The organism is Bacillus sp. FSL K6-0138 (genome assembly GCF_037982765.1).
Taxonomy (GTDB): Bacteria; Bacillota; Bacilli; order Bacillales; family Bacillaceae; genus Bacillus; species Bacillus glycinifermentans.
Map to the genome: position 1 here is coordinate 1,021,579 of NZ_CP150286.1, position 21,733 is coordinate 1,043,311.

General features: G+C 45.2%; 23 protein-coding genes and 2 pseudogenes. 17 read left to right on the top strand and 8 right to left on the bottom strand.

Annotated elements, in window-relative coordinates:
* Positions 1–45 precede the first annotated feature (45 nt).
* Positions 46–2,016: a S9 family peptidase gene (locus MHB78_RS05625; protein ID WP_046131637.1), complete on the top strand. Its 1,971-nt coding sequence runs from the start codon at positions 46–48 to the stop codon at positions 2,014–2,016.
* Between the two features lie 41 nt (positions 2,017–2,057).
* On the opposite strand, the pseudogene MHB78_RS05630 reads toward MHB78_RS05625, so the two are convergent.
* Positions 2,058–2,394 (bottom strand): annotated as a pseudogene (locus MHB78_RS05630) (NifU family protein).
* Positions 2,395–2,478: 84 nt separating this feature from the next.
* Between MHB78_RS05630 and MHB78_RS05635 the strand changes: the two are divergent.
* Both MHB78_RS05635 and MHB78_RS05640 read left to right on the top strand, forming a co-directional pair.
* Positions 2,479–2,808 (top strand): YuzD family protein, encoded by a 330-nt coding sequence (locus MHB78_RS05635; protein WP_046131636.1) that lies wholly within the window; start codon positions 2,479–2,481, stop codon positions 2,806–2,808.
* A 95-nt stretch (positions 2,809–2,903) separates the two neighbouring features.
* On the top strand, positions 2,904–3,176 hold the full coding sequence (locus MHB78_RS05640) for a hypothetical protein (protein WP_046131661.1): 273 nt from the start codon (positions 2,904–2,906) through the stop codon (positions 3,174–3,176).
* Between the two features lie 21 nt (positions 3,177–3,197).
* On the opposite strand, the gene MHB78_RS05645 is transcribed toward MHB78_RS05640, so the two are convergent.
* Positions 3,198–3,686: a phenolic acid decarboxylase gene (locus MHB78_RS05645; protein ID WP_065894769.1), complete on the bottom strand. Its 489-nt coding sequence runs from the start codon at positions 3,684–3,686 to the stop codon at positions 3,198–3,200.
* A 244-nt stretch (positions 3,687–3,930) separates the two neighbouring features.
* Here MHB78_RS05645 and MHB78_RS05650 point away from each other — a divergent pair, with 244 nt between their 5' ends.
* From MHB78_RS05650 to MHB78_RS05660, 3 genes are all read left to right on the top strand, one after another.
* Positions 3,931–5,037 (top strand): Rap family tetratricopeptide repeat protein, encoded by a 1,107-nt coding sequence (locus MHB78_RS05650; RefSeq protein WP_046131660.1) that lies wholly within the window; start codon positions 3,931–3,933, stop codon positions 5,035–5,037.
* Between the two features lie 5 nt (positions 5,038–5,042).
* On the top strand, positions 5,043–5,261 hold the full coding sequence (locus tag MHB78_RS05655; RefSeq protein WP_202049493.1) for a hypothetical protein: 219 nt from the start codon (positions 5,043–5,045) through the stop codon (positions 5,259–5,261).
* Between the two features lie 63 nt (positions 5,262–5,324).
* Positions 5,325–5,918, top strand: a complete 594-nt coding sequence (locus MHB78_RS05660) for a dienelactone hydrolase family protein (RefSeq protein ID WP_046131633.1) — start codon at positions 5,325–5,327, stop codon at positions 5,916–5,918.
* Positions 5,919–6,124: 206 nt separating this feature from the next.
* Here MHB78_RS05660 and MHB78_RS05665 read toward each other — a convergent pair whose 3' ends face one another.
* Entirely contained in the window at positions 6,125–7,192 is a 1,068-nt protein-coding gene (locus MHB78_RS05665; RefSeq protein WP_046131632.1) for an NAD(P)/FAD-dependent oxidoreductase, read from the bottom strand.
* A 272-nt stretch (positions 7,193–7,464) separates the two neighbouring features.
* Here MHB78_RS05665 and MHB78_RS05670 point away from each other — a divergent pair, with 272 nt between their 5' ends.
* The 3 genes from MHB78_RS05670 to MHB78_RS05680 all read left to right on the top strand — a co-directional run bounded on the left by MHB78_RS05670 (position 7,465) and on the right by MHB78_RS05680 (position 9,162).
* Positions 7,465–7,701 carry a YuzB family protein gene (locus MHB78_RS05670; protein ID WP_046131631.1) on the top strand — a complete coding sequence of 79 codons (237 nt, stop codon included), beginning with the start codon at positions 7,465–7,467 and terminating at the stop codon, positions 7,699–7,701.
* A 164-nt stretch (positions 7,702–7,865) separates the two neighbouring features.
* Positions 7,866–8,720, top strand: coding sequence for a diaminopimelate epimerase (gene dapF / locus MHB78_RS05675; RefSeq protein ID WP_046131659.1), 855 nt, complete (start codon positions 7,866–7,868; stop codon positions 8,718–8,720).
* A 76-nt stretch (positions 8,721–8,796) separates the two neighbouring features.
* Positions 8,797–9,162, top strand: a complete 366-nt coding sequence (locus MHB78_RS05680) for an iron-sulfur cluster assembly accessory protein (RefSeq protein WP_046131630.1) — start codon at positions 8,797–8,799, stop codon at positions 9,160–9,162.
* Positions 9,163–9,501: 339 nt separating this feature from the next.
* Here the strand turns inward: MHB78_RS05680 and MHB78_RS05685 are convergent.
* Both MHB78_RS05685 and MHB78_RS05690 read right to left on the bottom strand, forming a co-directional pair.
* A pseudogene (locus tag MHB78_RS05685) lies at positions 9,502–10,625 on the bottom strand (Rap family tetratricopeptide repeat protein).
* 494 nt (positions 10,626–11,119) lie between these two features.
* The gene (locus tag MHB78_RS05690) at positions 11,120–11,344 is read right to left on the bottom strand and encodes a cold-shock protein (RefSeq protein WP_046131628.1); all 225 of its coding nucleotides are present in this window, start codon (positions 11,342–11,344) and stop codon (positions 11,120–11,122) included.
* A gap of 144 nt (positions 11,345–11,488) precedes the next feature.
* Between MHB78_RS05690 and MHB78_RS05695 the strand changes: the two genes are divergently transcribed.
* Positions 11,489–11,695 (top strand): hypothetical protein, encoded by a 207-nt coding sequence (locus MHB78_RS05695; protein ID WP_046131627.1) that lies wholly within the window; start codon positions 11,489–11,491, stop codon positions 11,693–11,695.
* Between the two features lie 29 nt (positions 11,696–11,724).
* On the opposite strand, the gene yumC is transcribed toward MHB78_RS05695, so the two are convergent.
* Complete coding sequence (yumC, locus tag MHB78_RS05700; RefSeq protein ID WP_046131626.1) at positions 11,725–12,723, bottom strand: ferredoxin--NADP reductase 2; 999 nt, start codon at positions 12,721–12,723, stop codon at positions 11,725–11,727.
* A gap of 369 nt (positions 12,724–13,092) precedes the next feature.
* Here yumC and MHB78_RS05705 point away from each other — a divergent pair, with 369 nt between their 5' ends.
* From MHB78_RS05705 to MHB78_RS05720, 4 genes are all read left to right on the top strand, one after another.
* Positions 13,093–14,310: an NAD(P)/FAD-dependent oxidoreductase gene (locus MHB78_RS05705; RefSeq protein WP_161797076.1), complete on the top strand. Its 1,218-nt coding sequence runs from the start codon at positions 13,093–13,095 to the stop codon at positions 14,308–14,310.
* A 178-nt stretch (positions 14,311–14,488) separates the two neighbouring features.
* Positions 14,489–14,617 carry a YuiA family protein gene (locus MHB78_RS05710; RefSeq protein WP_161797075.1) on the top strand — a complete coding sequence of 43 codons (129 nt, stop codon included), beginning with the start codon at positions 14,489–14,491 and terminating at the stop codon, positions 14,615–14,617.
* A 73-nt stretch (positions 14,618–14,690) separates the two neighbouring features.
* Positions 14,691–15,011 (top strand): YuiB family protein, encoded by a 321-nt coding sequence (locus tag MHB78_RS05715; RefSeq protein WP_046131658.1) that lies wholly within the window; start codon positions 14,691–14,693, stop codon positions 15,009–15,011.
* Positions 15,012–15,151: 140 nt separating this feature from the next.
* Positions 15,152–15,814 carry a 3D domain-containing protein gene (locus MHB78_RS05720; RefSeq protein WP_046131657.1) on the top strand — a complete coding sequence of 221 codons (663 nt, stop codon included), beginning with the start codon at positions 15,152–15,154 and terminating at the stop codon, positions 15,812–15,814.
* A gap of 39 nt (positions 15,815–15,853) precedes the next feature.
* Here the strand turns inward: MHB78_RS05720 and MHB78_RS05725 are convergent, their stop codons facing one another.
* Positions 15,854–16,330, bottom strand: coding sequence for a divergent PAP2 family protein (locus MHB78_RS05725; protein ID WP_046131624.1), 477 nt, complete (start codon positions 16,328–16,330; stop codon positions 15,854–15,856).
* 155 nt (positions 16,331–16,485) lie between these two features.
* Here MHB78_RS05725 and MHB78_RS05730 point away from each other — a divergent pair, with 155 nt between their 5' ends.
* The 3 genes from MHB78_RS05730 (at position 16,486) to MHB78_RS05740 (ending at position 21,045) form a co-directional block, all read left to right on the top strand.
* Complete coding sequence (locus MHB78_RS05730) at positions 16,486–17,976, top strand: leucyl aminopeptidase (RefSeq protein ID WP_046131623.1); 1,491 nt, start codon at positions 16,486–16,488, stop codon at positions 17,974–17,976.
* Positions 17,977–18,101: 125 nt separating this feature from the next.
* On the top strand, positions 18,102–19,454 hold the full coding sequence (locus MHB78_RS05735; protein WP_046131917.1) for an IS1182 family transposase: 1,353 nt from the start codon (positions 18,102–18,104) through the stop codon (positions 19,452–19,454).
* Between the two features lie 262 nt (positions 19,455–19,716).
* A complete protein-coding gene (locus tag MHB78_RS05740; RefSeq protein ID WP_046131715.1) occupies positions 19,717–21,045 on the top strand; it encodes a Na+/H+ antiporter family protein in 1,329 nt (442 codons plus the stop codon).
* A 79-nt stretch (positions 21,046–21,124) separates the two neighbouring features.
* Here MHB78_RS05740 and MHB78_RS05745 read toward each other — a convergent pair whose 3' ends face one another.
* On the bottom strand, positions 21,125–21,721 hold the full coding sequence (locus tag MHB78_RS05745) for a biotin transporter BioY (protein WP_046131714.1): 597 nt from the start codon (positions 21,719–21,721) through the stop codon (positions 21,125–21,127).
* Positions 21,722–21,733: the final 12 nt, after the last annotated feature.

A 21,733-nucleotide genomic window follows, 5' to 3' on the forward strand; every position in this document is an offset into this window, starting at 1 on the left:
AGTCGAAATAGAGTATAGACACTGAACAAGAGAGGAGAATCGCGATTGAAGCAGCTCATAACGGAAGCAGACATTACGAGGCTCGCATCGGTTACAGATCCCCAATATTCGCCTGACGGCAAAAAACTCGCTTATGTACAAACAAAAGTGAACAAAAAACAAGATTCGTATGATGCGCATATCATGGTCTTTGATACCGAAACAGAGGAAACGGCGCAATGGACGTTCGGAACAGGAAGAAATCAGCATCCGCGATGGTCGCCTGACGGCAGGATGCTCGCATTTACATCAAACCGGGATGATTCGTCACAGGTATATGTGATCCATACGGCTGGAGGCGAAGCGAAAAAAGTGACAGACATTCCTTATGACGTCGTGCAGCCTGAATGGTCGCCCGACGGAAAATACTTGCTTTGCTCTGTCAAGCTGACGAAAACCGAAAGCGTCAAAGACGAAAAAAAGCCCGAAATCGAAGACCACGAACCATTGGAAGTCGATTCCTTAACATATAAAGCAGACGGGCAGGGCTTTAAAAGGGGGAAATATACGCAGCTTGTCCTCGTCCAGATCGAAACGGGGGACATGAAGCAAATCACCGCATGCGAAAGGGATCATGTCAGCCATGCGTTTTCACCTTGCGGGGAGAAAATCGCTTTTTGCGCCAATTTGACCGAAGAAGATGACAACCGTGTAAACGACGTCTACTTGATGACGCTGTCAAGCGGAGAGCTCAAACGCCTGACGGGACAAAACGGGATCTTTTCATCCCTGTCTTTTTCTCCTGACGGAAAACGCCTTGCCTTTTTAGGGCACGAAAAAGAGTTCCAAAATGCGACGCTTGATAAAGCCTGGATGTACGATTTTGAAAAAGACGAGCTGACATGCCTAACCGAGATGCTTGACGTTCATTTAAACGATGCGGTCGCAGGGGACAGCCTTGTCGGAGGTGTACTGCCAAAACCGGCTTGGACGAAGGATGGCAACGGTTTTTACGTGATCGGGACCGATCAGGGAGCAACGGGCATTTATTACATATCAACAGAAGGCCTCGCCTACCCGGTCCGCCTGGAAAAAGAGCATCTGAACGGATTCAGCCTCCGTCCGGATGAAACGGGGTTTGCCGCTTCGATCGCCCTGCCCGTTTGGCCGAGTGAGCTGTATGATATTGCATTGGGCGAAGATAAAGCGAAGCGCCTGACGGATGCCAATGAGGATTTCGTTAAGGAGCACATCATCTCAACACCTGAAGAATTTCAATTTGAGACGGCCGACGGCTTAATGGTGCACGGGTGGCTGATGAAGCCGGCCGGCTTTGAGGAAGGAAAAAAATATCCGCTCATTTTAGAGGTTCACGGCGGACCGCACGCGATGTATGCGAACGCCTATTTTCACGAATTTCAAGTGCTCGCCGCCAAAGGCAGCGCAGTCGTCTATGTCAATCCGAGGGGAAGCCACGGCTATGGCCAGGACTTCGTCAACAAAGTGAGAGGCGACTACGGAGGCGGAGACTTCGGCGATGTCATGGCAGCCGTTGACCATGTTCTCGCGCATCACGATTTTATTGATCAGGACAGACTCGGAATCACAGGCGGAAGCTACGGCGGCTTTATGACAAACTGGGCCGTCGGCCATACGAACCGCTTTAAAGCCGCGGTGACGCAGAGGTCGATTTCCAACTGGGTCAGCTTTTACGGCGTAAGCGACATCGGCTACTTTTTCACGGATTGGCAGCTTGGAGCAGACCTTTTTGAAGATCCGGACAAACTATGGGACCGTTCGCCGCTGAAATATGCCGAAAGGGTTGAAACCCCGCTTTTGATCCTTCACGGCGAACGCGATGACAGATGTCCGATTGAACAGGCTGAACAGCTGTTTACAGCGCTGAAAAAAATGGGGAAGAACGTAAAGTTTGTCAGATTTCCGAACGCGTCCCACGACTTGTCGCGAAGCGGCCACCCGAAGCAGCGCATCAAGCGGCTGCAATATATCGCCGGATGGTTTGACAGCCACTTGTAAATAAAAAAGGCTGCCACTTTTGTTTGGCAGCCTTTTTGCTATTAAAATACTTGTTCTACTTCAATAACGCCCGGAACTTCTTCCAAGAGCGCGCGCTCGATTCCGGCTTTAAGCGTGATCGTGGAACTCGGGCAGCTTCCGCATGCGCCGAGAAGACGAAGCTTTACGATGCCGTCTTCAACGTCGACAAGCTCGCAGTCACCGCCGTCACGAAGCAAAAACGGACGAAGTTTGTCCAGCACTTCCTGCACCTGTTCTTTCATTTCGACTTCTGTCGCCATTCATATCGCTCCTTTCAAATCATACAACCATTATATTCAGTCGAACAATAAAAAGCTATTGTTTAGTTTCAGCGTTTTCCCACCTATTATATCATATTTGCCCCCAAAGACAAAAAACGATTTTTATGGAGAGCGGGGCGAAAATAGACTAAAATAAAAAAAGGGAAAGGAGCGTGTTGATATGACAAAACAAGCCGAACTTTTTGTTTACGGCGCAGATGTTCTTTGTCCGAGCTGTGTGAACCTTCCGTCATCAAAAGAAACGTACGAATGGCTCGAAGCCGCACTCAAAAGAAAGTATCCCGGCCAGCCGTTCACGATTACGTACATCGATATTCATCAGCCTCCTGAGAACGATCCGAAAAAACTGGAGATAACGCAAAAAATATTAAATGACGAATACTTCTATCCGTTGGTCCTCGTCGGTGACCAAGTCGTCGGCGAAGGAAATCCGAAGCTGAAGGACGTGTATAAGGAAATGGAAAAGCAGGGATATAAGCCGGCGATATAAAAAACAGCAAGGGTGTCATAACCTTGCTGTTTTTTTTATGGCTCTTTTTTGAGAAAAACGGGCAAACTGATGAAAAACGTGCAGGAGTGGTACACATGTCTTTCATCGAAGGGCAGATCGTCTCCGGTGATTTTGATCAGGAGATGAACGTCTTTTCTCTTAAAAAAGTTAAGCAGTTCCACACGCAGACCAGTTTAAAGGAAAACCAGCTTGAAGCCTTGCAGCAATATTTGAAGCAGCATGAAGATGAAGCAGACGGGCAGATCATCACCCTTTACGACCAAATGCTTGTACCTTTGTCACAGGCGGACATTAAAGCGCTGCTGAACGATTTGTCAAAAGTCCAGTCCTTATATAAAAAAGGCTGAAGGGATCCTTCAGCCTCATGTTTACACCCGTTTTCCGGCGCGAATGTCATCCGTCATTCCTGGATACGGCGCTTTGGAAATCAGTTCTTCATTATTTGCGCCTGCGTTTTCCATAAACGTGATGTCCGCAAACTCAGGAACGACGTATTTTGGATATGTCTCATATTTTTCACGGGACTCTTCCATTAAATCAATATAATCGTTTTGGTAGCAGACGGTAATGTCCGGGCGTTCGTGAACCCATTTTGGAAAGAAAATGATGCCGTGCATGCGTTTTTCTTTTGGCATAAAGTTCAGCGAAACATCAGTGCCTGTCGGTTCTGTCCAAGATACCTTGTACACGCCTTCAGTAAGTTTGACGAGGTTGACTTCCTGATCCCGGACCCAGCGGCCTGCAACCATGCCGCTGTGAATGCGGTAATCGATCGTATGATCATTTTTAATGTAAATTTCGTACTCCCAGCCGTTTTCATAAGTATAGATCATGTGGCTTCCGACAAAATCTTGCACATCCTGATTCATATGAACAGCTCCTTTTCAATGTAAATATAAACATGTAACACTTTACATATATAAGTTTAAAGCATCGCTTATGATATTGTCAAAAATTAAGTGATGGAAAAGAATTATAAGTGATATTAGGAAATTTTGCTAATATTTAGAAAAATGGATTGTCAAAAAATGCTCGATTCTGTAAAATGAAAGACAACCCATAAAAAGGAAAATGAATAAAGAAGAAGGGAATGATAATCGATTGAAAACAAAAATTGCGTATGAAGAAGTCGCCAAAATGCTGAATCAATGGTACGTCATGATCAAGCGCCATGAAATATCCCAGGCGGTCTCCATAAAGTATGACATCGAGAATCAGCTTCCGAACATGGAGGAAAATCAAGATTTGCTGCTCTATTTTAACCTTTTAGACTACCGGCATAAGCTGCTGACAGAAGAATTTGCCGCCTCAAACAGGCTGTTTGAAGACATTCAGCATCAAAAAGCAGATATGCAAAGCACGGACGACATGATCGAATACTATTTTTTCTTTTTTGCCGGCATGTACGAATTTCATAAAAAGGACTACACAAATGCGATCAATTATTACAAACTCGCAGAGAACAAGCTCAGAAAAATCCCCGATCAGATCGAAAATGCCGAATTCCACTACAAAATGGCGGTCGCCTACTACCAAATCAAACAAAATTTCTTCTCCTTAAACCACGCGACAGCTGCCTTAAAAACCTTCAAAACGCATGATGACTATATTCAAAAAGCGATAAGCAGCGAAATGATTTTAGGTGCGAATAAACTCGATTTATTTCGTTTTGACGAAGCGGAAAAACACTACAAGCAGGCTTTAAAAGACGCAACACAGATCGAAAATAACACCCTCATCGGCATGGCTCATCACAATTTAGGGTTGAGCTGCGTCAGCCGCGACCTTCTCAACATGGCGGAAACGCACTTTAAGGAGGCGCTTCGCCTGCAAGATCATGAAGAATCTGTATACGGAATCCACTCCATGTTTGAATTGACGCATGTCCTGTACAAATCAGAACGTTTTCATGAAGCCCGCGAATGGTATAAAAAAGGTTTTTCTCGTGCAAAAAAAGCAGGAGAAAGGGAATATTTGTCGAAATTTAGACTTATCCATGCTCTGTATGATGAACACGATTCGCTTACAGTCGAACATGCTTTAGAATACCTCAAAACGATTAATCTTTGGACGGATATAGCAGAATTAACATTGGACATTGCGCTTTTCTATAAAAAAAATGGTGATGCAAAACATGCGGCCGAATACTTTGAAGAGTCTCATCATGCAAGAGACCAAATCCTGAAAAGAACGGAGGAGTTAAAGTGAAGAAGATGCTTGCCGCCGTGTCGGCGGCCGTTGTCGCCAGCCTTGCCGCAGCCAGCTTTGTGCCCCAACCAAAAGGAAACGCCGAGTTTGCCGGACGAGCCATTTTTCTTGAGCATTCATCCACAAAGCAGCTTGCAGGAAGAGCGATATTTCTTGATCGCTTCACAGGAACTGCATCAGCCGATCCTGTCAAAGAAAAAACTGCAAAACCGGCATTAAGCTGACGCCGTCCATTTTGAGGTGCCTTCACGGCGCCTTTTTTTGAGGTAACGGGAGGCCTTTACAATATGATGCATTTCCAGAAAAATTCCGATTCAGCCATCATCGTACTGCACGAAATATACGGCGTAAACCGGCATATATTGGATTTTGGGCGAGCGCTTTCTGATTATGGCTTTGACGTGTTTTGCCCGAATGTATTCAATCAGGAAACAACATTCGATTATGCCGACGAGAAAGCCGCATACACACACTTCACAGAGAATGTCGGTTTTGTCGACGCCTCCCAAAAAATAAAAACGATCATCAGTCAATTGAAAAACAGATATCAAAAAGTGATCATCGTCGGTTTCAGCGTGGGGGCGACGGCAGCCTGGCTGTGCAGTGAAGAAGAGCATGTCAGCGGAATGGTCGGATACTACGGCTCCCGTATAAGAGATTACTTGGACATGACCCCTGCATGCCCGGTGATGCTGTTTTTTCCAGAAGAGGAGCGGTCATTTTGCGTTGATGAATTGCGAGCTGCGTTAAAAGAAAAAGGGATAGAGACGCACAAATTAGCGGGCTTGCACGGATTTGCCGATCCGTATTCCATGACATACGATCGGCAGTCTGCACAAACCGCTTTCGGGCACATGATGCGCTTTTTAAAGGGATTGTGATGAATGGATTGATATGAAAAAACTGAATATGCGGGCCGTGTTTAGCGCTGATCGGAAATAAGCTTTAGAATGATTGAAAAGCGTTACATTGCAAAACAATAAGTAAAACGAATGACTGAAGGGAAAGAGCCGCTGAACGGCCTGCAAAAAAAAGCTCATCATGACAGATGAGCTCTTTTTGCCTGAATTAAAAATCCCGCGAAACCTTATCCGTTATGATGCTTATACATCCACAGCAGCCCGGATTTCAACAGGCGCGGAACCCTTCCGATCAGCGGTCGTTCAGCTACCAATCCGAAGCCGGCTTTTTTCCCGAGCGAGCCGAGGACGCCTTTCAGCTTGAATTTCGGCATCGTTTCAGGAAGAGCTTCGCCTTTCCAGCGCCATTCAAGGACCTGGACGATTTGTTCCGCTTGTGCCTCGGCAAGCTGTGCGCTTGGGGCGTGCGGAAGGCTTGCACAATCGCCGACGACATAGACGTGCTCATCTCCCGGCAAATTGTGGTGCGGCGTCAGGACGACGCGGCCCTGTGCATCCTTTTCCACGTCGAGGTCGCGGACAATCTGATTCGGCTGGATGCCGGCGGTCCAGACAATCGCATCGGCGCGAATCGGATCATCGTGGTTGTAAACGATGCCTTCCTCCACCTTTGTAATGTTGGCGCGGTTAATGATGTTGACCCCGTGCTCTTCGAACCAGCTTTGAACATATTTGCTGAGCCGGGTAGGGAAGCTGGACAAAATAAATTCCCCCCGGTCAAAGAGGATAATATTCAAGTCCTCCCGGCTTTCTCTCAATTCGCTTGCGAGTTCCACGCCGCTAAGTCCTGCCCCGACGATAGCAACGGTCGCTTCAGCGCATAAATTGTTGAGCGCCTGGTACGTGCTGCGGGATTGGTCGATCGTTTGAATGCTGTACGTATATTCAGCCGCTCCGGGAACATTGTGATATTTATCCTCACAGCCGAGGCCGATCACTGCATCGTCGTAGGAAATCGGCTCTCTGTCATGAAACAGCACTTTTTTTTGCTTCAAATCGACAGCGGAAATATTGCCGTATTCAATCTGCAATTTAGGGTGATCCGGGAAGGACACTCTGATATGATGATCAGAAATCGTTCCTGCAGCAAGCGCATAATACTCCGTTTTTAAACAATGGTAAGGGTTTTTGTCAATTAAGGTGATCATCACATCATCAGGCAGCTGATTTGGCAACAGGCGGTGCATGACGCGCATATTGCCGTAACCGCCGCCAAGCAAGACTAAGTTTCTCATGCTAATTCCCCTTTTCCCCTCAGATTCAAGTAAGTTATCTTTTTACATTGCAAAAATAAAAAACTACGTAAATACCCTCTAGAATTATATCTAATTTGATGCAAAATCACAATATTTCTCGGAAAATAACCTACAAATACACCATGATAACAGAATTAGTAAAACTTTTTTACGGAATTGATATGTTACAAAAGCTTTATTCATCAGCTCAATGTTTTGACTAACCGGAGAGGATTAGGGTACGATAAAAATGCGATGTGAGGTGAATGATAGTGTTTCCAATTGTTGAATTTTGCGTCAGCAATCTTGCCCAAGGCTCTCAAAAGGCAAAAGAAATATTGGAGAAAGACCCGAATTTAGACGTTATCGAGTACGGCTGTCTAAGTTATTGCGGTCAATGCATGCAGACATTATTCGCCCTTGTAAACGGGGAAATGGTCTCAGGGGATAATCCGGCCGAATTGGTCGAAAACATATATAAATTCATCGAAGAAAATGAATTTATCTAAGCGGGATCAAAAGGCGATCCCGTTTTCTCATGTTGCCGCATGATAAAAGCTCCCTGCTAATGGAAGCAGAGAGCTTTTATGTATGAAAAACGGGGGATATTCATATTGTGTCCGATCCTTTCAGCTTTTATACTAAAAGAAATAAAAAAATGTTGGAGGCCGCTATGAATTTTTTTCGCTTCACGAAAATGCACGGTTTAGGAAACAGTTATATATATGTTAACCAATTTGAAGAAAAACTCCCTGAGGAGATGCTGCCGGAGCTTGCCGTCAAAGTATCCTCGGTTTACACGGGCATCGGTTCGGACGGAATGATTTTGATCTGCCCATCTGACAAAGCGCCAGTTAAAATGCGGATTTTCAACAGCGACGGCTCTGAAGGCAAAAATTGCGGAAACGGATTGCGCTGTGTCGCAAAATATGCTTATGAACATAAACTTGTAAAAGAGAAGACATTTTTCATTGAAACTCTGTCAGGTCTTGTGACAGCCGAGGTCGAGGTAAAAGACGGAAAAGTCGTTTCGGCTACGGTCGATATGGGTGAGCCGCGCCTCCGCAAATCCGATCTTCCGATGCTCGGAGACGGCGAGTCTGACACGATCAACGAACCGATGGAATTCGGCGGCCGGGAAATGAGAGGAACCGCTGTTTCGATGGGGAATCCACATATCGTCTTTTATTTGGACGATATCGAGGAGGCACCGCTTAATACGATGGGACCTATGATCGAAAAAGACGAGAGGTTTCCGGAAGGCGTCAATGTTGAATTTGTCGAAGTGGAGAATGAAAACGAGCTGCACTTCCGTGTATGGGAAAGGGGATCAGGGATTACCCAGGCCTGCGGAACAGGGGCTTGTGCGGCAGCGGTTGCATCGGTATTAAACGGATTTGCCAAAAGGGAAACGGACATTACCGTCCACCTTGCCGGAGGCGATCTCGTCATCAATTGGAAGCACGACGGCCGCGTCATGATGACGGGCCCGGCGGAAACGGTGTGTGAAGGCGTATTTTACGTTTGAAAACAGCCTGTTTGAGAAATAAATGACGGCCCTTTATAATAGAGGTGCACATGACAGCCGGAGGAGGTGCTAATTCATGAGCGAAAAAACGATTACAATTACGGAAGCGGCTGCCCTTCATATAAAAGATATGATGAAAGAGCATGAAGAGGAAAATGCTTTTTTGAGAATCGGTGTGAAAGGCGGCGGGTGCAGCGGTCTTTCATACGGAATGGGATTTGAACACGAAAAAAACGACGATGACAATGAATTCGTTCAGCATGGGATCATCGTGCTGATCGATCAGGAAAGCCTCGATATCATGAACGGAACGGTCATTGACTTCAAACAATCGATGATGGGCGGAGGCTTTACGATCGACAATCCGAACGCCATCGCATCGTGCGGCTGCGGTTCTTCATTCCGGACGGCGGCGAACGCCGGGAAGCCGGAAGAGTGCTGATAGTATATTAACGAATCGTTGAATTCAAAATCCGTTGATATTCACTTTACAGTAGGCATAAAAACGATCCTATACGGCCTTCTTAGCGGTGAAACTAAGTTCATCGTTAAGGAGGCCGTTTTTCTGTGGCGTGAAAAAGGGACGATTCTTTTGTAATCTCCGTCTGTATCATAAGCGTTTACGATATTTCACTTTACAGGGCGAGAAACAAAAAGAGTCCTGTTTTAGGGCATATGTTTGTTCTCGGTCAATTTTTGTATGTCGTTAGAATGATCGGTTGTAACAAGGCTAATGGCTATTTATAATATCGCCGTAGCTAAAACGGAAATAACCAATTTTTTAATAATCATATAAACAGTCGCCCCTTTTTATTTGTGTTTGGGCATACATCATTTTATGAAGAAATTCAACTGAGTTCTGATGATCCTTTTTCTCAAGGTATTGGTTAGAAACTTCAAGGGACAAAGTCTCTATGTACTCATATATTTTATTCTCCTCCAAATATTGAAATATGTTTAAAATTTCATTTTTATTGACGGAGTAGATATATAGCGCCTCTAAGTATTCAAAAAGTAAAGTGAATAGAGGATCTTTGTATTTTCGTGCTGTTTGACTGCCGACTCGAAACATTTCAATCGCACGATTGTAGTCTTTTTGTTTAAAAAGGAGCTGAGTAAAATAATATAAGGATTGCGGAAGATTGTTGTATTCTTCCTTTATGTTAATGTCTACAGCTTTTTCGGCATATTCAACCGCTGTATCTAAATCTCCCATACACTCATAACAGTCTGCCATATTGAAATATGCGGAGCTAATGAGCCTCTTATTTCCTATCTGCTTTGCTAATTCAAGTGCGTTTTTTAGATGCGGAAATGCTTTATCTTGGCACATTAAATCATCATAGTTACCCGCAATAACAAATAAACACTGAATTTTACGCACGTTATAAAGTTCATGGTTATTGTATATTTTCAAGGCCCTTAGTATGTGATACATGGATACGTGAGTCTGTTTCATGATGTAGTATGCTTCAGCCATTTTAAAGTGAAACTCTGCTTGCTCGATAACATCTGGAACATAAGACAGCTGTTTTTCTGCGTTTCTATAAAACTCTATTGCTTTGATGTACTGTTTTTGCTCAAACTCATACATTCCTTTAAAGAAAAATGAGTAATACCTAAGGAGGCCGTTTAAATTTTCTCGCGGTTCCGACTTAACAATTCCTGTATTGAAGGCCGTTTCTTTCTTTTTCTAGAGGGTTCCAAATATTCTAACATTAATTGGTGCCGAAAACACATAAGCTGAAAGTAAAGGAGTAAATCCTGATCTTCTTCCATTTCGTTTATTTCCTTCTCAACTTCTCTTTTTAGAACTTCTGCATCTGGAACACTGAATTGTCTCACCATCTTGTACCATTCATGGATTTTAACCCCGACTTTCGACGAGGGTATCAACTGTTTCAATTCCACCTCTCCCTTTTTATTTCCTTTTTTAAAACATATTACTATATAAAAAGGAGAAAAGTGGAAAAAATTAAAAAATGATTATAAAAATAAGACGCCGATTTGGCGCCTTTAACTCGTTTCTTAAACCCGTTTACAAAGCTTTCTCCGTCTACCTCCGTATTAATAAGCTACTGAGCGCTTTCGCTGATATGCTGCGCTTTTCCTTGGAAGCTGTAGAGAAGCGAGGAATAGACGCTGTTCATTTCCTTTTGTATCTGAGGACCGCAAATTAACCGGAAAGCCCTTGCCCCATCGCACTGTACGGCCGCGCCTCTGTATTATGGGGAAGAGGCTGGTAATAAACTAACGAAAAATGCACCTTTCTTCCATCGCGAAGAAAGGCGTATTTTTTTCTGCTCACATGGCGACCCTTACATATGCATGCGAACGCTCCGGTCCGCCTAAAAATGCACGCAAAACCCTGCTGCAGTGAGCGGGCCGGAAAGGGTGTTTTATTTTCGGTTGAAGAGGCGGTGAAGGTTGCTTGTATTGTTGGTGATCGACGTCAAGAAGCGGGTGCCGCTTGCCATTTCCTGATTGCAAAGAGGACATAAAGGACGCTCGCTGCTCGTAAAGTTTTTTCTCATCCATCCGTTGCAGTCTTCTGCCGTACACTCCCATGTACTGACATCTTCTTTCGGCAAAGGTTCTTGATTACGATTGTTGTAGTAAGACATAACGTCACTTCCTCACAAGGGTTTTTATGGAGCATGTAAGAATATTTTGTGAATCTTAAGACATTCTATTCGTTCATTTGTTATTCTATACTGGACAAGTTTCCTTTTGGAACTTAAGCCCGACATTTGAAAAGGAGTGCAACCATGGAAGAAAAGATCAAGTGCAGACATTGCGATCAGCTGATTCCGTACAGTTCAAAAGTATGCGAAGCGTGCGGCGGCAAGGATCCTCTGCCAAAAGCTGATAAAATCAAAGACCGTATCATCCTGGGTACTGCAGGCATTGTTGGCGTGCTGACGGTTGTCCTGATTTTGGGGACGATCTTTTCGTATATAAGACTGTTGAAATAAAAAGGAGCCGGTGGTCAGGCTCCTTTTTATTATTTATTTTCAAACATACTTGTGGAATGAAGCGGCTGAACGCGCGCTTTCGGGTCCATATAAGCTTTTGCATTGTTGACGGCTGTCGGTGCTTCACCGAATCCGCTGGCAATCAGCTTGACCTTCCCATCGTATGTGCAGATGTCGCCGGCGGCATAGAAGCCGGGGATGTTCGTTTCCATCGTGGATTTGACTTTGATGGAGTTTTTCTCGATTTCAAGCCCCCAGTTTTTGATCGGGCCGAGGGATGAGACAAATCCGAAGTTGACAATGACATCATCCACGTCAAGGATTTCCTTTCTTTCTCCTTTGACCTCCTCAATCACGATCTGCTCAATGTTTGTTTCGCCGATCAACTCGGTCGGAACAAACGGGGTCAGCACGTTGACTTTTGAGTTGTGCAGGTTTTCTACGCTGTGCTCATGAGCGCGGAATTTGTCGCGGCGGTGAATGATGGACACTTCTTTCGCGATCGGTTCAAGCATGAGCGCCCAGTCCACGGCAGAGTCTCCGCCTCCCAATACGGCGACGCGCCTGCCGGCAAATTTGTTCAAATCATCGATAAAGTAGTGCAGGTTCGCACCTTCGAAACGTTCCGCCGATTCGAGTTCAAGCTTTCTCGGCTTGAATGCGCCGTTTCCGGCTGTAATGATCACCGTTTTTGAATAATGGATTTCTTCGTTTGTGACAAGCTTAAAGATTCCGTCTGCCTGTTTTTCGACGCTTTCAACGGCTTGTTCGAGACAAACGGTTTGGTCGAATTTAGCCATCTGCTCCTTTAAATTGTCGACGAGTTCCTGTGCGCGGATTTTAGGGAAGCCGGCTACATCATATATATATTTTTCCGGATATAAAGCGGACAACTGGCCGCCGAGCTGCGGCAGGCTTTCGATAATTTTGACGCTCGCTTGCCGCATTCCGCCGTAAAACGCGGTGAACAAGCCGACAGGGCCGCCTCCGATGATTGTAATATCATATACTTTTGAGTCTTCACGCATGAAAATAATGCCCCCTAAATGAAAATTGTTCTTAATTATATCATATCACATAAAATAAATACGAGCGTGCGGGATTTTTCCGAGGATCTTTGTAAGAAAATCTTACCGGGTTTGATCAACCCGAACGTTTTATCAAGCATATCGAACCTTGAAAAAACAAATATGAATCGCTATGATGTAGTTGTGAACAAATTGTTACATCTTTATGAAACTTTTACGTCGATTAGATGGACAGCATTCAGCTTTTTGGTGTTCTTAAAGTGAAGGATTTCACAAACTTTTTTTGATAAAAAGCCGGCATCATGTTGAAAATAACCCAAAGGCTATTTTTATCCGGCTTGCCAGTAAAATATAGAAAAGGTGGATGTGATTCCGTTGAATAAGCCAAAAGTAGTAGTGTTAGGTGCAGGTTATGGAGGATTAATGACTGTCACAAGACTCCTCAAGAAAATCGGCGTTAATGAAGCAGAAATTACGCTTGTCAATAAGCACAACTATCATTATGAAACAACATGGATGCACGAGGCGAGCGCAGGGACGCTTCATCATGACAGATGCCGCTATCCGATCAAAGACGTCATCAACCAATCGCGTGTCCGCTTTGTAAAGGATACGGTAAAGAAAATTAATAAAGATGAAAACAAAGTCGTCCTCGAAACCGGAGAGCTGTCATACGACTACCTGGTCGTTGCGCTGGGGGCTATCCCTGAGACGTTTGGAATTTCCGGTTTGCGGGAGCATGCTTTCCCGATTGCGAATATCAACACGTCGCGCCAGCTTCGCGAGCATATTGAATATCAGTTTGCAACATATAACACAGAAGCAGAAAAACGTCCTGAGCGCCTGACGATCGTCGTTGGAGGGGCAGGCTTTACCGGGATTGAATTTTTGGGCGAGCTGGCCAACCGCATCCCCGAATTGTGCAGGGAATACGATATTGACCGCCAGAAGGTCAACTTGATCTGCGTGGAAGCGGCGCCGTCCGTTCTTCCGGGGTTTGATCCGGAACTTGTCGATTACGCGGTGAACTATCTTGAAGGAAAAGGAGTCGAATTCAAGATCGGCACTGCTGTAAAAGAATGCACGCCTGACGGCATCATCGTCGGCAAGGACGACAAGACTGAGGAAATAAAAGCCGGAACGGTCGTATGGGCGGCAGGTGTCCGCGGAAATCCGGTCATTGAAGAATCAGGATTCGAAAACATGCGCGGCCGCGTCAAAGTGAAACCTGATCTCAGGGTCGAAGGCCATGACAATATTTTCGTCATCGGCGACTGCTCGCTCGTCATCAATGAGGAAAATGACCGCCCATACCCGCCGACTGCCCAGATTTCAATGCAGCAGGGCGAAACGTGCGCTAAAAACATCGCCGCATTGATACACGGCAAAGAGACAGAGGCGTTTCAGTTTGATAATAAAGGTTCTGTCGCTTCCCTCGGCGAACACGATGCAATCGGTGTCGCATTCGGCAAAAAAATGACGGGAACGACGGCTTCAATGATGAAAAAAATCATCGACAACCGCTCGCTTTTTCTGATCGGCGGACCGGGGCTCGTGCTGAAAAAAGGGAAGTTCAAGTTTTTCTAATTAAGAAACAGCCTGCAGCTTGATGCTGCAGGCTGATTAAAACTTTAAAAACAAAAGAAAAAGCAAGAATACTTAATCTTTAAGCGCTTACATCGAATAATCCGTTATATTTTCTCACTTTATCATTGACAGCGTTCATGTTATTATTATCTGAAAATTGGGAAAAGGTGTGTTTATCATGAAGACTTCTTCAGCTCAGCATTCTGGCTCATCGTGTACATTTTGTTCAGGCAAAGGGTATTTCCAGCTTTTGCTCGGCGGATCAGAGACGTGCAGCAACTGCCGGGGCACAGGAAAAGTCCGCTGAATTGTCCTTCCAATGATTGACTCATCTTCCTGCTCCAATGTAAACTAAAAGAGGTTACATGGGGGTGGAAAGCTTGATTAGTTTACCTGTCGTTATCATTTCGATTGTCTTGTTTTTCGTGCTGTTTTTCGGCATTGGCTTTTTGTTGAACATGCTTCTTAGAATGTCTTGGATTATGGCTGTTATATACCCGATTGTATGCCTTTTCATTGTCAATCAGGAAAAGCTGATCCGCTATGTAGAGGCTCCCGGGGATGCGTTTTCCGGACTGCTTAACCGCGTTGCTTCTTTGGCGGCTGCGGATATCATGATTTTGGCAAGCGGGATGGCCGGGGCCCTTCTCTCCGGAGTCACGATCAAAGCGCTACGAAAAAGAGGATATCAAATGTTTTAAGCCTTCTATTGCATTTGAGGAAGGCTTTTTGCATTGGTAATTTTCATACTTTTCTTAAAACTCTCTCGCCGGTTGAATATTTCTCTTTCCTGTTGGAAACAACTAGATGGTGAGAGGAGTGGAAAGAATTGAAAAAAGCGATGACTCTATTCAGGCGCTTCTTTATGTCAGCTTTGTTTGCCCTGGCTTTCATGACGACTTTCTTGGCGGTCTCAGGAGTGGAAGCGCAGGATTTATCGAACTGGGCAAAAAAACGGGATTTACCCTTAAAACAATTATATCTGACGTTTAAATCACTTCCGAAAGAAAAAGCGGACAAGACGTCATTATCAGCCGCAAAACAAATGAAAAACAAACCGAAAAAGCTTGAGGATGCTTTTGACTGGAGCAAATATCCGAAACAAAAAGTGGTCGCGACGGGGTACACGGCCGGAGTCGAATCTACGGGTAAACAGCCCCATCATCCCGAATACGGGGTTACATATTCCGGCGTAAAGGTCAAAAGGGATTTATATTCGACAGTTGCGGCAGATCCGTCTGTTTTTCCAATCGGGACGATTTTGTTCATTCCGGACTACGGCTACGGCGTAGTGGCAGACACAGGATCGGCTATTAAAGGAAACCGCCTTGACCTGTATTATGAAACGGTGGAAGACGTCTATAATGAATGGGGAAAGAAGACCCTTGATGTGTATGTCATCAAGAAAGGAAAAGGCTCCGTGACCGAAGAGGACCTGTCAAAGCTGAACGAAAACAAATCGATGCAGGTATTCAGGCAGAAATATAAGATGGCAAAAGAATAAACGTTTAAGCTCCTGGTGAGCTTAAACGTTTTTTTAATGTTACATAAATAAATAATCAAGGAGCAGCGTCAGGGCGATTCCCGTCAGCCCTCCGAAAAAGACTTCAATCGGCTGGTGCCCCAGCAGCTCTTTTAATTTTTTTTGCTTTTCTTCCTGTTGGAATTTCGGGAAATCCTTCGCTTCATTGACGAAGCGGTTAAAGTCGCTGACAAGCCGGTTCAGAACGGTGGCCTGCTCCCCGGCATGCCTTCTGACTCCGGTTGCGTCAAACATCGTAATCACGGCAAAGATCGAAGAGACGGCAAACAAAGACGAATCCATCCCGTGCTCAAGCGCGATTCCCGTCGAAAGCGCCGTGACGGCCGCCGAATGCGAGCTCGGCATGCCTCCTGTGCTTGTCACAAGCCGCCAATCCCATTTTTTGGAGACGAAGAAGAAGATGGGCACTTTGATAAACTGAGCGAAAAGAATAGCTGCGAAGCTTGCCAGTACGGGAAAGTTTTTGAGGATTTCCATTTTCTAGAACATCCTTTCTATAAGGAAAATAAAGATGAATTCAGCGTTTTATTTGCTAAAATAAAGATATGGAATGCAATTAGGAAAAATGTTTTTCCTATTATAACATTGTTGCCTCATTTTTACTCACTCTGCTTGTAAGGAGCTGTGATCACATGTTTTATGCCTTTCACGATTTTGAACAAAAAGAAACGCTGCTGCTCGGACTGTTTAACAAAAGCCAATTGTACGGAAAAGCCGAAGAGATTGACCGCCTTTTACACGGTCAGCTCTCACAGCTGTTAAAGGACGGGGACGTATCTTCCAAAAAAGCGAAAGTGTCTAAAATATTTACCCCGTCACTTCCCGGAGTCAAACGGCTGTATGTCGTCGGATTGGGGCGGGAAGCCGAATTTACGTTTGATGATGCGAAGCAATGCTTTGCCGAAGCTGTACAAATGATTCACAAAGACCGGAAACAGGAAGTGACGGTTTTCCTCGACAGCTTTGTTTCGGAGCAGGTTCATGCAAACGATGCCGCACATGCTTTGGCGGAATCGTGCATGCTGTCCTGCTATGAAGTGCAAGATTACAAACATAAATCAAATGAACCCGAACGGCCTCTCCAAAACGTTTATGTTCTTACAGACCATGATTTGAAGGAAATCCAGGCAAGCCTGCATGTCGGCCAAGTGTATGGACACGCGACGAATTCGGCGAGAACGCTCGTGAACATGCCGGGCAACATGCTGACCGCGACAGATCTTGCATCATACGCAGCCGAGCTTGCCGCCAAATACGAATTTGAATGTGAAATCCTCGAAAAGCGCGACATGGAAGAGCTCGGCATGGGCGGACTGCTGGCAGTCAATCAAGGATCTGATGAGCCGCCGAAAATGATCGTGCTAAAATACCAGGGGAAAGATACGTGGGACGACGTCATCGGTTTGGTCGGCAAAGGGATCACGTTTGATACGGGAGGCTACTCCTTGAAAACGAAGTCCGGCATTGTCGGCATGAAGTCGGATATGGGGGGAGCAGCCAGTGTGCTAGGCGCGATGGAAGCGATCGGCGAATTGCGTCCTGAACAAAACGTTCTTGCCGTGATACCTTCTACAGACAACATGATTTCCGCAAGCGCCATGAAGCCGGATGACGTGATTGTGTCGCTTAGCGGCAAAACGATTGAGATTTTAAATACGGATGCTGAAGGAAGGCTTGCTCTTGCCGATGCCCTGACATATGCCAAGCATCACGGAGCCTCCGTACTGATCGATGTAGCAACGCTTACCGGAGGCGTTGTCGTAGCCCTCGGCACCGATACGACAGGAGCGATGACGAATCACGACAAGCTTTATGATCAGGTGCGTCAGGCGGCTGAAGAAGCGGGTGAAGCGATCTGGCAGCTTCCGATCACAGAAAAGGATAAGAAGAAAGTAAAAAACAGCCAAATGGCCGATTTGAATAACTCACCGGGTAGAGAAGGGCACGCCATCATGGCCGGGACGTTTCTCGGGGAATTCGCAGAGCAGACGCCATGGGTGCATCTTGACATAGCCGGCACGGCAACGGCGAATGGGAGCACATGCTTCGGACCGAAGGGCGGAACGGGCGTAATGGTAAGAACCCTTGTCACATTTGTCGAACGGTTTGACGGAAATTTATAAACCTCTTCAGTAATGAAGAGGTCAGGCTGTCGAGAAAATCGACAGCCTTTTTCATTTTTCCCTTAAATTATCCATTTCACCATTTTATAATAAAGAAAAGCCTTCTAAAAGGACGGTGTCTGTTCATGTTCTACACAAGGAATTCTTCCCAGAACGAAGCTGAATTTGTATTGCTTGATCAGCTTGTTGAAGAGGATCACCTGCTTCGTAAAATTGACAAGTACATCGATTTCTCTTTTATCATTGAAAAGGTTAAACCTTACTACAGCGAAAATAAAGGCCGCCCCTCACTTGATCCGTTGATTTTATTCAAAATGATGTTTATCGGATACCTTTACGGTATCCGTTCAGAAAGACAGCTCGAAAAAGAAATTTACTATAATATGGCTTACCGATGGTTTTTAGGGTTAAACATCAACGATCCAGTTCCTCACCATTCAACCATCAGTTGGAATAGACGTACACGCTTTAAAGATACGACCATTTTTCAAGACATTTTCGATGAGATCGTTCTTCAGGCCATTAATCATGATATGGTAGGAGGCCGTGTCCTTTTCACAGATTCAACTCACCTCAAAGCCAATGCCAATAAGCATAAATATACGCGAAAAACGATTGAGCAGGATACACAAAACTATATAAAGGACTTGGATAAAGCCGTCCAAGAAGATCGGGAAGCACGCGGAAAAAAGCCTTTAAAAGCCAAAGAGGAGGTGAAAACTAAAAAGGAAATTCGTCATAGTACAACTGATCCCGAAAGCGGCTATCTTTACCGTGAAAACAAACCTGAAGGTTTTTTCTATTTAGATCACCGAACAACGGATATGAAATTCAATATCATCACCGATGCCTATGTAACGCCCGGTAATGTCCATGATTCTGCGCCTTATCTCGATCGATTAGACCACCAAATCGCACGATTTGGTTTTCAAGTTGAAGCCGTCGCTCTTGATTCTGGCTATCTGACAACTCCAATCTGTAAAGGACTGTCCGACCGTCGAATTTTTGGCGTTATTGCTCATAGACGCTTTCATCCTACAAAAGGTTTGTTTCCGAAGTGGAAGTTTCATTATGACCGTGAAAAAAATCAGTACATTTGTCCGAACGGACAAACACTCTTATACTCAACAACAGATCGAAAAGGCAACAGATTTTATAAGTCCAACCCTGAAAAGTGTGTCTCATGCCCTCTGCTTGAAAACTGTACAAGATCGAAAAACCACCAGAAGGTCGTCTCAAGACACATATGGGAGGACCATAAAGAAAAGGTCAGGCAAAATCGTTTGTCCGACTCCGGAAAAATCCTCTACAAAAAAAGAAAAGAAAAAATAGAGCGGAGCTTTGCAGATTCAAAACAGCTGCATGGGCTTCGCTACTGCCGGTTGAGGGGAAAACAAAATGTGAGCGAACAAGTTCTCCTCACCGCCGCTTGCCAGAATATGAAGAAGATTGCCACACACTTAGCCAAGCTTGGCTAAGTGTGTGGGAGGGCTTTTTCCTTTTATAAAGATTAAAAAATGAACAAGAAATTTTATGAAATAAAAAAGCTTGTAGGAAAAAACATGTTTTTCTCTACAAGCTGACCTCTTCAGTAATGAAGAGGTTTTTTTAGTTTGCGGAAAAAATTTCTAATTATCAAAGCTTCATTGACGCAGCAGTTAAAAATATGATAATATACGTTCATTACTTTAATTATCTACTACATTAGCAAACTAAAGCGTTTTTTCGGAGGTTTCTTATATGAATGCAGTTGTGATTGCGGTTTTCATTATGCTTATATTAAGCCTGCTGCGCGTCAATGTTGTAATTGCCCTTGTATTGGGCGCGCTTGCCGGCGGGCTGACGGGCGGTCTCAGCCTTGGCGAGACGGTCAGTGTGTTTACGGACGGACTTGGAGGAAATGCCACGATAGCGGTCAGCTACGCGCTTCTCGGCGCATTTGCGGCTGCTTTGACAAAAACGGGTCTTCCGGATGCGATGGTCGAGGCTTCTGTGAAGCTGGTCGGCAAAGAAGGGGATACAAGAAGAAAAACGCTATCGAAAGTATTAATTATTTTTGTTATTTTAATTGTTTCGTGTTTTTCACAAAATGTCGTTCCCATCCATATTGCCTTTATCCCTGTTATGATACCGCCATTGTTGAAAATTTTTAACGAGCTTCAAGTTGACCGCAGGTTGGTCGCATGCGTCATCACCTTCGGATTAACGGCTCCTTATATTTTGCTTCCGGTTGGGTTCGGACAGATTTTCCAGGGGATTTTGCGCGATAATATGAAAGATGCGGGGCTTTCTGTTTCGATGAACGATATCCCGTATGCGATGATCATTCCGGTGGCGGGAATGGTTGCCGGAATGATCCTTTCCATTTTTGTATACCGTAAACCCCGCACATACGAAACAAAGGCAATCACCGGCGAAAAGCCTGCGCCTTATACGAAAAAGAGCCTCGCGATTGCACTTCTGGCGATCGCTGTTTCCTTGGCCGTGCAGCTCTACTTATCACAGAGCTTAAACGTCGACGGGATGATTTTCGGTGCGCTGAGCGGCCTTGCGGTTCTGCTCGTATCCGGAGTGATGAAAAGAGGCGAAGCCGACGAATTGATCACGAACGGTATGAACATGATGGCGTTTATCGGATTTGTCATGCTTGCAGCGGCGGGGTTTGCCGCGGTGCTGAACAAAACGGGAGATGTCAAATCGCTTGTTGAAGCATCGACGAGTATGATCCATCACAGCCAGACAATCGGAGCGCTCTTAATGCTGATCGTCGGACTCCTGATAACGATGGGAATCGGCTCATCGTTTGCGACGATTCCGATTATCACGACAATTTTTGTTCCGCTCTGCCTGCAGCTCGGATTCAGCCCGATGGCAACGATCGCCGTTATCGGAACGGCGGCTGCCTTAGGCGATGCCGGCTCTCCGGCAAGCGACAGTACGCTCGGCCCGACATCCGGTTTAAATGCGGACGGACAGCACCACCACATTTGGGACACGTGTGTTCCGACGTTCATCTTTTATAATATTCCGCTCATCGTGTTTGGCTGGATCGCAGCGGCTGTCCTTTGAAAAAAATCCCCCATGTACGGGGATTTTTTTTCTCAATTTGTTAAAATAAAAACAGAACCTCGAAGGGGGTTCTGTTTTTTTAATAAGAGGCATTTCGGTTAAAACCGGCTCCTTTTTGAACAGCGCGATAAACCTTTGGTGCAAGAGCGGCGAGCAGAATGGAGAATGCCATATCCTTGATGAAAAACCAGACCATTGATGTCCATGCTGCGGCATAATGTACCGGCGTGTTGAGCCAATATTTAAAAGCGAGATACATATAGTTGACACCGATGATATAAATGATGACCGTTCCGATGACGGCAGCCGCTAAAAAATGCTTGTTTTCAGGTTCGGCTTTACGGTCGGTTAACCATCCGGCGGCATAGGCGGCAGGGATATAGGATAAAATAAATCCGCCGCTTCCTTTGAAAAGAGCGGAAATCCCGGCTGAAAATTGCGCGAAAACAGGAGCCCCTATAATGCCGACGAGAGCATAAACGATCATCGCAAGCGTACCGAGCCTTCGTCCGAGCAGCAGGCCCGCCAACAGGCAGAAGAAGGGCTGCATCGTAAGCGGAATACCGCCGATTTGCAGAAACGGGGCAAACGATGTGATATTGGCGCCGATCCCCATCAGGGCGGCAAACATTCCGACAAGCGCCATGTCACCGGCGCGAAGCTTTTGCTTTTTCATGTTTGTTCCTCC

Bases quoted from the DNA above. Each gene is read 5' to 3' on its own strand.
- MHB78_RS05695 (WP_046131627.1), top strand. From the start codon at position 11,489: ATGGAAGAAAAGATCAAGTGCAGACATTGCGATCAGCTGATTCCGTAC.
- MHB78_RS05735 (WP_046131917.1), top strand. From the start codon at position 18,102: ATGTTCTACACAAGGAATTCTTCCCAGAACGAAGCTGAATTTGTATTG.
- dapF (WP_046131659.1), top strand. From the start codon at position 7,866: ATGAATTTTTTTCGCTTCACGAAAATGCACGGTTTAGGAAACAGTTAT.
- MHB78_RS05745 (WP_046131714.1), bottom strand. From the start codon at position 21,721: ATGAAAAAGCAAAAGCTTCGCGCCGGTGACATGGCGCTTGTCGGAATG.
- MHB78_RS05680 (WP_046131630.1), top strand. From the start codon at position 8,797: ATGAGCGAAAAAACGATTACAATTACGGAAGCGGCTGCCCTTCATATA.
- MHB78_RS05690 (WP_046131628.1), bottom strand. From the start codon at position 11,344: ATGTCTTACTACAACAATCGTAATCAAGAACCTTTGCCGAAAGAAGAT.
- MHB78_RS05635 (WP_046131636.1), top strand. From the start codon at position 2,479: ATGACAAAACAAGCCGAACTTTTTGTTTACGGCGCAGATGTTCTTTGT.
- MHB78_RS05640 (WP_046131661.1), top strand. From the start codon at position 2,904: ATGTCTTTCATCGAAGGGCAGATCGTCTCCGGTGATTTTGATCAGGAG.
- MHB78_RS05740 (WP_046131715.1), top strand. From the start codon at position 19,717: ATGAATGCAGTTGTGATTGCGGTTTTCATTATGCTTATATTAAGCCTG.
- MHB78_RS05665 (WP_046131632.1), bottom strand. From the start codon at position 7,192: ATGAGAAACTTAGTCTTGCTTGGCGGCGGTTACGGCAATATGCGCGTC.
- MHB78_RS05720 (WP_046131657.1), top strand. From the start codon at position 15,152: ATGACTCTATTCAGGCGCTTCTTTATGTCAGCTTTGTTTGCCCTGGCT.
- yumC (WP_046131626.1), bottom strand. From the start codon at position 12,723: ATGCGTGAAGACTCAAAAGTATATGATATTACAATCATCGGAGGCGGC.
- MHB78_RS05655 (WP_202049493.1), top strand. From the start codon at position 5,043: ATGCTTGCCGCCGTGTCGGCGGCCGTTGTCGCCAGCCTTGCCGCAGCC.
- MHB78_RS05730 (WP_046131623.1), top strand. From the start codon at position 16,486: ATGTTTTATGCCTTTCACGATTTTGAACAAAAAGAAACGCTGCTGCTC.
- MHB78_RS05660 (WP_046131633.1), top strand. From the start codon at position 5,325: ATGATGCATTTCCAGAAAAATTCCGATTCAGCCATCATCGTACTGCAC.
- MHB78_RS05725 (WP_046131624.1), bottom strand. From the start codon at position 16,330: ATGGAAATCCTCAAAAACTTTCCCGTACTGGCAAGCTTCGCAGCTATT.
- MHB78_RS05710 (WP_161797075.1), top strand. From the start codon at position 14,489: ATGAAGACTTCTTCAGCTCAGCATTCTGGCTCATCGTGTACATTTTGT.